Below are 14,152 nucleotides of genomic sequence, written 5' to 3' on the forward strand. Positions count from 1 at the left end.
GGCGTCGGGCTACTTCAGCGCGAGGGTCCGGGCGTCGGCGGCGATGACGCTGGCCGCCTCGGCCGGCACCAGCCTGCCGGCCTGCCGGTCGACGTACGTGGCCAGCTCGGCGTACTGGGCGTGGGCCAGCTTGACGGTCATCGTGTTGATGGCGGCCGGGTCGGCGCCCGAGGTGAGAAGCAGGTAGCCGAGCCCGGCCTGGCTCACCGTCACGGTGAAGGTGCTGGTGGCCGTCGCGGTGCCCTCGGGCCCGGTCACCTCGGTGCTGATGGTGTGCCGGCCGGCGGTCAACTTGACCAGGTCGAGCTTGCGGCCGACGGCCGACTTCCCGCCGTCGAGCGTGACGGTGACGGTGTCCGCGTTGGTCGCGGCGACCGCGATCACCGGGGACTGTGCCCGGTCGAGCCGCGCACCGTTGGCCGGTGACGTGATCTCCACGGTCGGTCTCGCGTCGGGCCGCTGGACGAAGGCCGAGTTCCAGCCGACCAGCTCGGACGCGCGGTTGGTGATGATCGCGTCGGTGCCGATGCGCTCCAACCGCTGCCACAGGCCGGCGGAGTCCATCGTCCACGCCATCACGGCGACACCGGCGGCGTGCAGCGGGGCGACGACCTCCGGCCTGCCCAGGAGCGCGTTGCCGTCCGGGTTGTACGCGGTCAGGTGCAGCTCCTTCGCGATCGCCACCGGGTCGGCGTCGAGGCTGCTGCGGAGCAGGCCGAGCGGCAGTTCGGGGGCGAGCTCGTAGGTGTAGCGGAGGGCGTCGACCTCGAAGCTCTGGATGAACACGCGGCCCATCATCTGCTCGTCGCGGATCACCCGGATGATCGTCGCGACCTCGTCCCTGGTGTGCCTGCCCTTGATCTCGACCAGCAGGTTGCCGCCCCGGGTACGCAGGTCGGCGAGCTGCTCGGCCAGGGTCGGCACCCGCTCGCCCACGTAGTGCGGGCCGAACCAGGAGCCGGCGTCGAGTGCCTTGATCTGCGCGGCGGTCAGGTTGCGGATGCTGCCCGTGCCGTCGGTGGTCCGGTCGACCGTGCTGTCGTGCAGGATGAACGGGATGCCGTCCTTGCTCGGCTGGACGTCGTTCTCGATCCAGTCGGCGCCACCCCTGCGGGCGATCTCCTGCGCGACCAGGGTGTTCTCCGGCGCGGCGGCGGACGCTCCGCGGTGGGCGATCACGGTGAACGGGCTGCCCTCGGGGCGGATGTAGCCGTTCGGCGCCAGCTCGGTGACGATGACGTCGTCGTAGGAGACGGTGCCGCCGTTGACGAAGAGCGCCTGGACGCCGTTGGCGGAACGCTGGAGGCTGTTCGTGCGCATCGCCTCCCGCCCGTCGAAGATCCAGCGGGCCTGGTTGCCGTGCACCTCGACCGCGACGCGCACGTCCCGACCGGTGCCGGCGGCGTACGGGGCGGAGGCGGTGTTCGTCACGACCCAGGCGTTGGCGGTGGTCCGCTGGGCGAACTCGAGACCGTTGGCGGCGGTGGTGCCGCTGCGCATGGTGGCGATCCACCACGGGGTGGCCCCGTTGGCCGGGACGTCGATGCCGAGCGAGGCCCAGCGGGTGGTGGCGGAGACCGACTCGAACCGCATGGTCGCCTCGAGCCGGAAGTCGTCCAGGTGGCGACCGAACGTGACCTTGTTGTTCTCGCCGGAGCTGGCGGAGGTCCCGTACAGGCGGCCGTTCTCCACCTTCCAGGCGCCGTCGACCGCGTTCCAGCCGGCGGGCAGCGAACCGGAGGTGAAGTTCTCCGAGACCACGACGGTGCCCGGTCCGGCGGTGGCCGGCGGTGAGGTCGCGACGGTCACCGCGACGGCAGCGCCCGTGACGGCGAGCGCGGCGACGACGGCGGCGGCCCGGGTGCGCGTCGCGACGAACCTCGTCTCGTCACGGCCGAGCGGCGATGATGCGGAAAGGACAGTCATGGCCGGAACGGTACGAAGCACAGCCGAATTCATGATCGATTGAGCGTGGCCGACATCGGAACGCTCGGTGTACGGCCCTCGGTCGTGCTCGCCGGACTCCTCGCTGTGGAGGCCGTCGCCGTCGGCTCGCCGGGGCGGATCCCGGGCCGGAAAAGCGTAATCTGATCACGCCTGCACAGTCGGCCCTGAGCTGCGGAGATAACGCTCTCACGGATGGTGGGAGAGTGCTTGACGCAACCGTCATCCAGCCGCAACGATGCATTCACATGTCTCGTGTTCGCGGCGGCGACGGCGCGTCGGGCGAGCCGTAACCACGACCGGCACCACCCCCTCCCACCACCCCAGGCGTGATCGGCGCACGCCGTCCCCGCACCGCGAAAGGACCTACCGTGCGCAGATCCCTGAGATCGTGGCTCGGCGCCGTGCTGAGCGCGATCCTCGTGGTGGGCGGCATCGTCGCCGTGCCACCCACGGCCAGCGCCGCACCGTTCACCGTGCTGGTGTTCAGCAAGACCGCCGGATTCCGGCACGGCTCCATCGGCCCCGGCATCGCCGCCATCCAGCAGCTCGGCGCCGCCAACGGGTTCACCGTCGAGACCACCGAGGACTCGACCCAGTTCACCGACGCCAACCTGGACCGGTTCGCCGCGGTGATCTGGCTGTCCACCACCGGCGACGTGCTCAACGCCGCCCAACAGGCCGCGTTCGAGCGCTACATCCAGGGCGGTGGCGGGTACGTGGGCGTGCACGCCGCCTCCGACACTGAGTACGACTGGCCCTGGTACGGCGGGCTGGTCGGGGCGTACTTCGCCTCGCACCCGGCCGACCAGACCGCCACCATCAAGGTCGCCGACCAGGTGCACCCGTCCACCGCGACGCTGCCGCAACGGTGGACCCGGCTGGACGAGTGGTACAACTACCGCACCAACCCCCGGGGCAACGCGCACGTGCTGGCCACTCTGGACGAGAGCACCTACACCGGCGGGAGCATGGGGTCCGACCACCCGATCTCGTGGTGCCAGAACTACTCCGGCGGCCGGTCCTGGTACACCGGCCTCGGCCACACCGACGCGTCGTACACCGAGGCGAACTTCCGCCAGCACCTGCTCGGCGGCATCATGACGGCCGCCGGTGCGGTCGACGCGGACTGCGGCGCCACCGTCAACAGCAACTTCCAGCAGGTGGAGCTGGCCAAGGGCGCGGCCGAGACCGGCGAGCCGATGAGCCTCACCGTCCTGCCCGACCGGGGCGTGCTGCACACCTCGCGCAACGGCGTGATCCGGCACACCGACGCGGCCGGCAACACCAAGGTCGCCGCCACGCTGCCGGTCTACACCGGGGACGAGGAGGGCCTGCAGGGGATCAAGGCCGACCCGAACTTCGCCACCAACCGCTGGGTGTACGCGTACTACGCACCACCACTCAGCACGCCCGGCGGTGGCGCGCCGGCCACCGGCACCGCGGCCGACTTCGCCGCCTGGAACGGCGTCAACCGACTGTCCCGGTTCACCGTGAACGCGGACAACACCATCAACCTGGCCAGCGAGACGCTGGTCCTGGACGTGCCGACGAGCCGGGGCATGTGCTGCCACGTCGGCGGTGACATGGACTTCGACGCGGCCGGCAACCTGTACCTGTCCACCGGCGACGACACCAACCCGTTCGACTCGGCCGGTTTCACCCCGATCGACGAGCGGGCCGGCCGCAACCCGGCCTTCGACGCCCAGCGCACCTCGGCCAACAGCAACGACCTCCGGGGCAAGGTGCTCCGGATCAAGCCGAGCGCGGCCGGCGGCTACACCATCCCGGCCGGCAACATGTTCGCCCCGGGAACCGCGCGGACCCGCCCGGAGGTCTACGCGATGGGCTTCCGCAACCCGTTCCGGATGAGCGTGGACAAGGCCACCGGCATCGTCTACCTCGGTGACTACGGTCCCGACGCGGGCACCGCCGACCCGAACCGGGGGCCGGCTGGCAACGTGGAGTTCGCCCGGATCGACCGGCCCGGCTTCTACGGCTGGCCGTACTGCACCGCCCGCAACGACGCCTACAACGACTACACCTTCCCGTCCGGCCCGTCCGGGCCGAAGTTCAACTGCGCGGGCGGGCCGGTGAACAACTCACCCAACAACACCGGCATCACCCAGCTGCCGCCGGCCGTTCCGGCGTGGCTGCCGTACGGCGGATCCGGCTCCCCGCCGGAGTTCACCGGTGGCGGCCTGTCCCCGATGGGCGGCCCGGTCTACCGGTACGACCCGAACAACACCTCGGACGTGGCGTTCCCGCAGTACTACGACGGGACCTACTTCGCCGGCGAGTTCGGCCGCCGCTGGATCAAGAACATCAAGCTCGACCCGGCCGGCCAACCGCTGAAGATCAACCCGTTCCCGTGGACCGGCACCCAGGTCATGGACATGGAGTTCGGCCCCGACGGCGCCCTCTACGTCCTCGACTACGGCACCGGCTGGTTCAACGGCGACGCCAACTCGGCGCTGTACCGCATCGAGTACGCCCGCGAGGGCAGAGCGCCCCGCGCGGTGGTCTCGGCCACCCCGACCAGCGGCACGGCGCCGCTGACCGTGGCGTTCTCCTCGGCCGGCACACTCGACCCGGACGGTGACCCGTTCACCTACGCCTGGGACTTCGACAACAACGGGACCACCGACTCGACCGCGGCGAACCCGAGCTTCACGTACACCACCAACGGGACCCGCAGCCCGACGCTGACGGTCCGGGACACCACCGGCAAGACGGCCACCGCGAGCGTGGTCATCACCGTCGGCAACAGCGCCCCCGTGGTCCGGGTGAACACCCCGTTGAACGGGCAGACGTTCACCTTCGGGGACGCGGTGCCGTTCAACGTCACCGTCACGGACGCCCAGGACGGTGCCATCAACTGCGCCCGGGTGAAGGTGAACTACGTCCTCGGTCACGACTCGCACGGCCACCAGCTCGGCAGCGTGCAGGGCTGCACCGGGGTCATCCAGACCTCGGCCGACGGCGAGCACGACACCGCGGCGAACATCTTCGGCATCATCGACGCCGAGTACACCGACCTGGGCGGCGGTGGCCAGCCCGCGCTGACCACCCACACCCAGGCGGTCCTGCAACCGCGTGTCCGTCAGGCCGAGCACTTCGGCGACTCGTCCGGCATCCAGGTCGTCGCCGGGGCAGCCGGGCACGGCGGCGCCGCGGTCGGATACATCGACAACAACGACTGGATCTCGTTCCAGCCGTACAACCTGACCGGCGTCCAGTCGTTCAGTGCCAGGGTCGGCGCCCCGGCCGGCGGCGGCGGCACACTGGAGCTGCGGGTCGACTCGCCCACCGGGCCGCTGGTCGGCTCGGCCACCGTCGTACCCACCGGTGGGTACGCCAACTTCGCCACGGTCACCGGCGGGGTCACCGCCCCGACCGGCACCCGGACCCTGTTCCTGGTCTTCAAGGGCGCCGGCCCGTGGTTCGACATCGACGAGTTCACCCTCTCCACCAGCCCCGGTGGTCCCGGGCCGGATCCCGACCCCGACCCGCCGACCGGGAACCTGGCCCAGGGCAAGCCCGCTCGGGCGTCCAGTTTCGAGGGTGCATTCGTCGCCGGCAACGCGTTCGACGGCGTGGCCGGCACCCGCTGGGGCAGCGCGTTCGGCGACCCGCAGTGGATCGACGTGGACCTCGGCGCCTCCTACGCCATCAACCGGGTCAAGCTGACCTGGGAGGCGGCGTACGGCAGCGGATACCAGATCCAGACCTCGCCGGACGGGGTCAACTTCACCACGATCCGTACGGTGACCGGCGGTGACGGCGGCGTGGACGACCTGACCGGGCTCACCGGCTCCGGCCGGTACGTCCGGCTCCTCGGCACCACCCGAGGGACCGCCTGGGGCTACTCGCTGTTCGAGTTCGAGGTGTACGGCGGTACCGGCGGTCCCACCGGCCCCGGTACCAACCTGCTGCTGAACAAGCCGACGCTGACGTCCAGCAACGAGGGGGCCGACGTGACCGGCGCCCAGGCGGTCGACGGCAGCCTCACCACCCGCTGGTCGAGCACGTTCTCCGACCCGCAGTGGATCCGCATCGACCTCGGTAGCCCCACCGCGATCGGTCGGGTCAAGCTGAGCTGGGAGGCGGCGTACAGCAGCGCCTACCAGATCCAGACCTCGAACGACGGCACCACCTGGACCACCGTGAAGACGGTGACCGGCGCCGACGGCGGCGTGGACGAGCACACCGCGCTCGGTGCCAACGGTCGCTACCTGCGGATCAACGGTACCGCCCGGGGCACCGGATACGGGCATTCGCTCTGGGAGGTGGAGGCGTACGCCAGCTGAACCACCACCGATGACGTGGCCGGCACGGACTTCCGTGCCGGCCACGTCCGTCGTTCGCCGAGAGGCGGGTGGCGCGCGGTGGGTCAGTCGTCGGCGACCGCCACCGGCTCCGAGCCGATGCAGCGCACCTTCAGCTCGTACTCGCCGGCCGACCCCTTGAACGTGACCTCGACGTCGTCGTCCGGGCCCCGGTCGACGTCGCGTACCCGGTAACCCTGCGCGGGCGCCCAGGAGACGAGGCGTACCCCACCGGGGCCGCACTCGGCCACGGCCGTGCCGCCGTCGGTGGCGAACCCCCGGCGCACCCCGGAGCTGGCGGTCGGCGTGGCGCTCACCGTGCCCGGCGTGGCCGGCGCGGCGCTCGTCGTGGCGGCGGGTGGCGGTTCCGGCGAGGCGAGCGCCCGTTCGATCTCCGCCTCGCTGCGCACCCCGCCCGGGGTTCCGGTGATGCTCTCGCCCACCAGTTGGATGGCGCCCAACCCGATGAGGGTGGCCACGGCGGCGGTGGCCACCCACCCTGCGGCGACGAGGATCGAACGACGGCCCATCAGATGACTATCCCCGATCCAGGGTTGTGGCTGGCACATGCGGACGCTAAGGCAGTGTTAACGTCCGCCCCGGTCCCGGCCGCAGCGGCTAGCCTGCCACCTGTGGCCCGCCTGCTGCTCATCGAGGACGACCTGACGATCCGTACGCCGCTGATCCGGGCACTACGGGAACGCGGTCACGCGGTGGCCGCCGCCTCGACGGCGATGGCCGGGCTCCGTGACGCGCTGGACGACCGGCCCGACCTCGTCGTGCTCGACCTGGGCCTGCCCGACCTGGACGGGCGCGAGCTGCTGCGGATGCTGCGCGCGGTCAGCTCGGTGCCGGTCATCGTGGCCACGGCCCGCGACGACGAGGCCGAGATCGTTCGGGTCCTCGACGCGGGCGCCGACGACTACCTGGTCAAGCCGTTCACCGCGGCGCAGCTCGACGCCCGCGCCCGGGCCGTGCTCCGGCGGGGCCCCTCCGGAGCCGGCGCGGCGGACCCGTCGCTGGTCGTGGGCGGGCTGCGGATCGACCCCCGGGCTCGTCAGGTCACCCTGGACGAGGCGCCGGTGGAGCTGACGCCGCGTGAGTTCGACCTGCTGCATCACCTCGCCGGCCGGCCGGGCCAGGTGGTCACCAAGCGCGAACTGCTCACCGAGGTGTGGCAGATCCCGTACGGCGGCGCCGACAAGACCGTCGACGTGCATCTGTCCTGGCTGCGCCGCAAGCTGGGCGAGAGCGCCCAGCAGCCCCGCTACCTGCACACCGTGCGGGGCGTCGGGGTGCGGTTGGAGGCGCCGGGGGAGCAGCGGTGAGGGCTCGCCTCGCGCTGCTGGTCGCCGCGGTCAGCGTGCTCACCCTGATCGCGTTCCTGGTGCCGCTGGCGCTGCTGGTCCGCACCGTCGCCGAGGACCGGGCCACGGTCCGGGCCACCGCCGACGCGCAGAGCCTGGTGCCGGTGGTCGGCACCGCCGACGCGGCGACCATCCGGCTGACCGTCGAGCAGCTCGCGGCGGAGTCCGGCCGACCGGTGAGCGTCTTCCTGCCGGACGGCACGGTGCTCGGCGCGCAGACACCCCGTACGCCGGCGGTGGCGCTGGCCGAGCGGGGGCAGAGCCTCACCGGGGAGTCGGCGGCCGGCCGGGAGGTCGTCATCGCCGTGCAGGGCAGGGCGGACGGCACCGGGGTGATCCGGACCGTGGTCCCCCGGGACGAGCTGACCAGTGGGGTGACCCGGGCCTGGCTGGTGCTGGCCCTGCTCGGAGTGGTCCTGGTGCTGATCGGGTTGGCCGTCGCCGATCGGCTGGCGCGCACCCTGGTCCGGCCGATCGGCGAGCTGTCTGCGGTGTCGAACCGCCTGGCGAACGCCGAACTGGACGCCCGGGTCGTACCGGCCGGCCCGGCGGAGCTACGCGAGGTGGCCGGGGCGCTCAACCATCTGGCGGGGCGGATCCAGGTGCTCCTGGTGCAGGAGCGTGAACAGGTCGCCGACCTGTCGCACCGGCTGCGTACGCCGTTGACGGCGTTGCGGCTGGAGGCGGAGTCGCTGCGCGACCCGGACGACGCGGCCCGTATCACGGCCGCCGCCGACGGGCTGGAACGGGCGGTCACCGGCCTGATCCGGCAGGCCCGGTGGCGGCGGTCCCCGGCGGCCGGACCGGTCGTCTCGGACGCGGCGACGATCGTTGGCGACCGGGTCGCGTTCTGGTCGGTGCTGGCCGAGGACACCGGCCGGGCCGTCACCCTCGACCTGGTACCCGGCCCGCTTCCCGTCTGTGTGCCCGCCGACGACCTGACGGCGGCCGTGGACGCCCTGCTCGGCAACGTCTTCGCGCACACCCCCGACGGGACGCCCTTCGCCGTGCGGCTCGTCCGGGAGGGCGGGCAGGTGCTGCTCATCGTCACCGACGAGGGCCCGGGTATGCCGACCGGGTCGGTCCGGCGAGGCGCCAGCGCGGCCGGCTCGACCGGCCTGGGCCTGGACATCGCCCGGCGTGCCGCACAGGCCGGCGGTGGGCGGCTGGAGCTGCGGACCGCTCCGGGAGGCGGTGCCCAGGTGCTGCTCCGACTCGGGCCGCCGCTGCCCGAGCCGCGGCCGACAGACGGCGGGTCCGGGCCGGCCGAGAAGGGCTTAACCCGGCCTTAGCCTCCGGACAGCGCGGTGCTATCCCGATCCGGCCGATCCTCGAAGTCGACAACGAGGAAAGGTGGACACCACGATGAAGCGCAACTCTCTGCTCCTGGCGTCGGTCGGCGGGGCGGCGGTGCTCGCTGTGGGCGGGGTCGCCCTCGGCGTCAACGCCGCCGACGGCTCGAGGGCCGGCGCCACGGCACTCGCCGCCGTCACCGCCGAGCCGACGACCACGGACGCGCCGGACGACAGCGCCACCAGCGGTACGGCCCCCGCGCCGGGAACCAGTGGTACGCCGTCCAGCGCGGCACCGTCGAGTAACGCGCCGTCGAGTGGCGCCCCGTCGGGCGGCGGATCTCCGGCGGCCGGGGCGGTCGACGAGCAGCGCGCCGGCGAGATCGCGCTCGCCCGGGCCGGCGGTGGCCAGATCGTCGAGGTCGAGGCCGAGCAGGAGCACGGCCGCCCGGTCTGGAGCGTCGAGATCGTGGCCGGCGACACGGAGCACGAGGTGGACGTCGACCGGGACAACGGCACGGTCGTCAAGGCCGAGCAGGAGCCGGTCGACGACGACGGTGACGACCGTGATGACAGTGACGACAGTGATGGGGACGATGACGACGGGTCCGGCGACGACGACTGACCGCCGGATGGCGCCGCCGCCCACCACGATGCGCCGTGGTGGGCGGTGGCACTCCTCAGAGGGTCGCGACGCGCTCCTTGGGAACCGCCGGTTCCTCCTGGTCGAACTGGGTGCGGTACAGCTCCTGGTACCGGCCGCCGGCGGCGAGCAGGTCGGTGTGTCGCCCGCGTTCGACCACGCGCCCGTCCTCGATGACGAGGATCTGGTCGGCCGCGCGGATGGTGGACAGCCGGTGCGCGATGACCACACTCGTCCGCCCGGCCAGAGCCTCGGCGAGGGCGTCCTGCACGGCAGCTTCCGACGTGGAGTCCAGATGCGCCGTGGCCTCGTCGAGGATGACCACCCGGGGACGGGCCAGCAGGAGCCGCGCGATGGTGAGGCGTTGCCGTTCCCCGCCCGACAGGCGGTAGCCGCGTTCACCGACGATCGTGTCGAGCCCGTCCGGGAGTGCACGGACCAGGGCGTCCAGGCGGGCCCGCCGCAGGACGTCCCACATCTCGTCCTCGGTCGCGTCCGGCCGGGCGAACGCCAGGTTGGCGCGGATGCTCTCGTGGAACAGGTGCCCGTCCTGGGTCACCACGCCGAGCGCCGACCGGATCGACTCGGCCGACAGGTCGCGGACGTCGACGTCGGCGAGCTTCACCGCGCCGTCCTCGACGTCGTACAGGCGGGGCACGAGCTGGGCGATCGTCGACTTGCCCGCCCCGGAGGAGCCCACCAGGGCGACCATCTGCCCCGCCTCGGCGCGGAACGACACGCCGTGCAGCACCTCCTCGCCGCCGCGCGTATCGAGCTTCGCCACATCCTCCAAAGACGCGAGCGACACCTTGTCGGCCGACGGGTAGCCGAAACGTACCGCGTCGAACTCCACGGCGACCGGCCCGTCGGGAAGCGGCTGGGCGTCGGCCCTGTCGAGGATCAGCGGCTTGAGGTCGAGGACCTCGAACACCCGCTCGAAGCTCACCAGCGCGCTCATCACCTCGACCCGGGCGCTGGCCAGCGACGTCAACGGCGCGTAGAGGCGCGACAGGAGCAGCGCGAGCGCGACCACGGTGCCGGCGTCGAGGCTGCCCCGCAGGGCGTAGAGACCACCCAGCCCGTAGACCAGGGCCAGCGCCAGCGAGCCGACGACGGTCAGCGCGGTGATGAAGACCCACTGGAGCATGGCGGCGCGAATGCCGATGTCACGCACACGTCGCGCCCGGGCCGCGAACTCGGCCGACTCCTCGGCCGGACGCCCGTACAGCTTGACCAGCGTCGCGCCGGGTGCGGAGAAGCGTTCGGTCATCCGGGTGCTCATGGCCGCGTTGTGCTCGGCGGCCTCGCGCTGCAACTGGGCGAGCCTCGAACCCATCCGGCGGGCCGGGAGGACGAAGATCGGCAGCAGCACCAGCGCCAGCAGCGTGATCTGCCACGAGAAGCTGAGCATGACCGCCAGGGTCAGGATCAGTGTGACGGCGTTGCCGACCACACTGGACAGGGTGTCGCTGAAGGCCCGCTGCGCGCCGATCACGTCGTTGTTCAAGCGGCTGACCAGCGCACCGGTGCGGGTCCGGGTGAAGAACGCCACCGGCATGCGCTGCACGTGGTCGAAGACGGCCGTCCGCAGCTGGACGATCAGCCCCTCACCGATGCTGGCGGACAGGAACCGCGTCACCAGACCCAGGCCGGCCTCGGCCAGGGCGATCACGGCGATCAGCACCGCCAACCGGATCACGATGCCGCTGTCGGCGCCGTCGACGATGGCGTCGACGACCCGACCGGCGAGCACCGGCGCCGCCACGGTGAGGACCGCCGTCACCACGCTCAACAGCAGGAACCTCATGATCAAGGTACGGTGCGGCCGCGCGAACCGTGCGATCCGCTTCAGGGTGGCCCGGGACAATGGTCGTTCGTCCTGCGCGTTCATCGCGTGGTGCAGGGACATCCACGCGGTCACTTCCATGCTCATGCCGTACCTCCGGCAAGCAGGCTAGAACCTCGCGTGAGGTTGAGGTCAAGCCGCCGCGCGGAAGGCATAGGCGGTGCGGTGCCGGGTAGCTGCCGTTCATGGCGCGGTACACGAAGCCCGAACTCAGAGAGCAGATCAAGGAAGAGATCCAGGCTTCCGACAAGGGCGGCAGGAAGGGGCAGTGGTCGGCACGTAAGTCGCAGCTGCTTACTCAGGAGTACAAGAGGCGCGGCGGCGGCTTCGAGGGCCCCAAGGACGAGCGGCAGAAGTCCCTGCAGCGGTGGGGAAACGAGAAATGGCAGACCAAGGAGGGCGACACCCGGGCACGTCACGGTGGCACGACGAGCCGATACCTGCCCAAGCGTGCCTGGGAGGAGCTGTCGGACGCCGAGAAGCGCGCGACCGACGCCAAGAAACGCGAGGCGTCGCGGTCCGGGCGGCAGTACGTGTCGAACACACAGCCGGCCAAGCGGGCGCGCAAGGACGCCACCACGGCGGAACGGTTGTCGGAGCTGCCGGTCGCCGAGGCGGCGAAGCTCGTCCGTGGGCTCGACACCCGACAGCTCAAGGCTGCCCTGCGCACCGAGCGCGACGGCAAGGCCCGCAAGACGCTCATCCAGCGGCTCGAGGCGGAACTCGACCGGCGCTGACCCGCGGCGCACGGGCACCGGGCGTCTGAGGTACACGCTCAGGGTCGCTCGGTGGAAGACCTGAGAACAGAATCAGGGACCGGGCCGGGCTCTGCCCGGAGGTTACCGGGGCACCGGCGGGCAGATGATTCCCGGCATGAGACGTGCTGCTTTCTTTGTGATCGCCGGGCCGGTCGGTATCGCGGCGTACGGACTGGTGCGTCTGTGGGGCAGGTCCGACGGGGTGTACGGCCCGGGCTTCGACTGGCAGGCCGCGCACCTGCTCGGCCTCGCGGGCATGGTGTTCTTCGTCCCGGCGGTCCTCGCGCTGTCCCGTCTGCTACCGCCCAGCCGCTGGCGAACGGCGGTGGTGAGCGTGACGCTGGTCGGGCTCGCCGCCACGATGGTGCAGTTCCTCGCCGACATCGTGGAAGGGCTGATGGCCGCCGACCGGGCGGAGATGTCGGCGCTCGGCGCGGACTTCAAGTCCACACCCGGCGTCGAGGTGGCCTTCTACGACGTCGTACCCCAGCTCTTCTTCCTCGGCCTGGTCGTCCTCGCGGGCATGCTCGCCGCCCGGCGGCGGCTGCCGTGGTGGAGTGCGCCACTGCTGCTCGTCGGGATCGTCCTGCCGGTGTCCACCCTCGACCTGCTCCCGATCAGTGGCCTGTGCATGCTGGTGGCGCTGGCACCGGCCCTGCCGACCCTGCGGCAGCAGGCCGAGCAGGGCGCGGCGCCCGTCACCATCCATCCGGCGAGGACCTAGCCGATGCGGAACTGCTCGCCGTAGACGGCGAACACCAGCGGCGTGTTCAGGTCGACGTTGCCGTTGTTGAGGAAGACCCGCTGGGCCGTGTCCACGCGGGACGTGTCGGAGTGGGCCGCCTCCTTCTTCATCTCGATGACCCGCTCGTCCAGGAACGCGTTGAGCCAGACCCGCTCGTCGCCACCCTGAGCCGGGGGCTTCGCCCGGGCGAGAGCGCGGTTACGGATCGCCCGCATGCCCTCGTACCCGTGCATCACCGCGGCGTCGTAGTAGGCGAACTGGCCGAGTGCCCGGACCTGGTCGGCCTTGCCGTCGCGTACCGACGGGTTGAAGTAGACCCGGTCCCGTTCGGACTCCTGCGCGGCCCGGAACGTGGCGTCGGTGGCCGCGGCCCGCCAGTCGCGGGGGAAGTTGGGGTCGAGACCGGCGTGCGAGTCGGTGCCGTTGACGGCGCGCAGCGCCGGCAGGTACGCGGCGAGCACGTTGCCGGGCTTGGTGCGCGTGTACGCCTCGACCAGTTGCAGCATGTCACCGGTGCCGGAGCAGAAGCCGATGATGCCGGCGGTGTAGCCCCGCCCGTCGCCGATGTCCTCGATGTAGGAGAACTGCGCGCGCCAGTCGAGCGAGGAGTTCTCCGCCGCCGAGACGAGCTGCATGGCGACGTCCTTCTTCGCCGGGTCGTCGAGGTTGGGTCCGGCCGGGGTGGTGGGGCCGCCCCCACCGGGCAGGGTCCACTGCTGGTTGGGGGTGCCCGCGCAGCTCCAGATCTGCAACCGGGTGCCGTTGGCCGTGCTCCGGTCGGTGACGTCGAGGCACTTGCCGGAGCCGGCGTTGACGAGCGCACCGTTGCTGGCCGTCCACTTCTGGGCGCCGGTGCTGTTGCAGTCGTACAGCTGCACCTTGGCGCCGTTGGCGGTCGACGCGGCGGTGACGTCGAGGCACTTGCCGAGTGCCCGGATCGAGCTGTCGGCGTTGCCGACCGTCCACGTCTGGGCGGCGCTGCCGTTGCAGTCGTAGAGCTGGACCGGCGTGCCGTTGGCCGGATTGGCGCCGGCGACGTCGATGCACTTGCCACCGAGGCCGGTGATCGGGCCGGCGGTCGCGGCGCTGGCCGACGGCAGGCCGTAGCCGACCGCCGCGACGCCGATCAGCAGGGCGCCCACGACGTAGGCCGGTGTCCTCGTGCGAACCATGGTGCTCCTCGGGGAAGGGGCGGCATGCCGCCGGCCGGTGTATCGCCCCCGTGCGGC

At 71.7% G+C, this 14,152-nt stretch carries 10 protein-coding genes; 6 read left to right on the forward strand and 4 right to left on the reverse strand.

All coding sequences use genetic code 11. From position 1 onward, the window contains the following. Positions 1-9 precede the first annotated feature (9 nt). Positions 10-1,926: a glycerophosphodiester phosphodiesterase family protein gene (locus tag M8C17_RS04775; RefSeq protein WP_252415147.1), complete on the reverse strand. Its 1,917-nt coding sequence runs from the start codon at positions 1,924-1,926 to the stop codon at positions 10-12. Between the two features lie 389 nt (positions 1,927-2,315). On the opposite strand from M8C17_RS04775, the gene M8C17_RS04780 reads away from it, so the two are divergent. After that, complete coding sequence (locus M8C17_RS04780; protein WP_252415148.1) at positions 2,316-6,254, forward strand: ThuA domain-containing protein; 3,939 nt, start codon at positions 2,316-2,318, stop codon at positions 6,252-6,254. Positions 6,255-6,337: 83 nt separating this feature from the next. Here M8C17_RS04780 and M8C17_RS04785 read toward each other — a convergent pair whose 3' ends face one another. Beyond that, complete coding sequence (locus M8C17_RS04785; RefSeq protein WP_252415149.1) at positions 6,338-6,802, reverse strand: septum formation initiator; 465 nt, start codon at positions 6,800-6,802, stop codon at positions 6,338-6,340. Positions 6,803-6,904: 102 nt separating this feature from the next. On the opposite strand from M8C17_RS04785, the gene M8C17_RS04790 reads away from it, so the two are divergent. From M8C17_RS04790 to M8C17_RS04800, 3 genes are all read left to right on the forward strand, one after another. After that, the gene (locus M8C17_RS04790) at positions 6,905-7,600 is read left to right on the forward strand and encodes a response regulator transcription factor (protein WP_252415150.1); all 696 of its coding nucleotides are present in this window, start codon (positions 6,905-6,907) and stop codon (positions 7,598-7,600) included. Beyond that, positions 7,597-8,931 carry a HAMP domain-containing sensor histidine kinase gene (locus M8C17_RS04795; protein ID WP_252415151.1) on the forward strand — a complete coding sequence of 445 codons (1,335 nt, stop codon included), beginning with the start codon at positions 7,597-7,599 and terminating at the stop codon, positions 8,929-8,931. The genes M8C17_RS04790 and M8C17_RS04795 overlap by 4 nt, the downstream gene beginning before the upstream one ends. A 61-nt stretch (positions 8,932-8,992) precedes the next feature. Next, positions 8,993-9,556 (forward strand): PepSY domain-containing protein, encoded by a 564-nt coding sequence (locus tag M8C17_RS04800; RefSeq protein ID WP_252415152.1) that lies wholly within the window; start codon positions 8,993-8,995, stop codon positions 9,554-9,556. A 55-nt stretch (positions 9,557-9,611) separates the two neighbouring features. Here M8C17_RS04800 and M8C17_RS04805 read toward each other — a convergent pair whose 3' ends face one another. After that, on the reverse strand, positions 9,612-11,507 hold the full coding sequence (locus M8C17_RS04805; protein WP_374557167.1) for an ABC transporter ATP-binding protein: 1,896 nt from the start codon (positions 11,505-11,507) through the stop codon (positions 9,612-9,614). 98 nt (positions 11,508-11,605) lie between these two features. On the opposite strand from M8C17_RS04805, the gene M8C17_RS04810 reads away from it, so the two are divergent. After that, complete coding sequence (locus M8C17_RS04810) at positions 11,606-12,157, forward strand: DUF5872 domain-containing protein (RefSeq protein ID WP_252415153.1); 552 nt, start codon at positions 11,606-11,608, stop codon at positions 12,155-12,157. A 136-nt stretch (positions 12,158-12,293) separates the two neighbouring features. Continuing rightward, positions 12,294-12,902, forward strand: a complete 609-nt coding sequence (locus M8C17_RS04815; protein ID WP_252415154.1) for a hypothetical protein — start codon at positions 12,294-12,296, stop codon at positions 12,900-12,902. On the opposite strand, the gene M8C17_RS31800 is transcribed toward M8C17_RS04815, so the two are convergent. Beyond that, positions 12,899-14,095 carry a chitosanase gene (locus tag M8C17_RS31800; protein ID WP_256482144.1) on the reverse strand — a complete coding sequence of 399 codons (1,197 nt, stop codon included), beginning with the start codon at positions 14,093-14,095 and terminating at the stop codon, positions 12,899-12,901. The genes M8C17_RS04815 and M8C17_RS31800 overlap by 4 nt on opposite strands. Positions 14,096-14,152: the final 57 nt, after the last annotated feature.

It is taken from the genome of Micromonospora sp. RHAY321 (assembly GCF_023896955.1).
Classification (GTDB): Bacteria; Actinomycetota; Actinomycetes; order Mycobacteriales; family Micromonosporaceae; genus Micromonospora.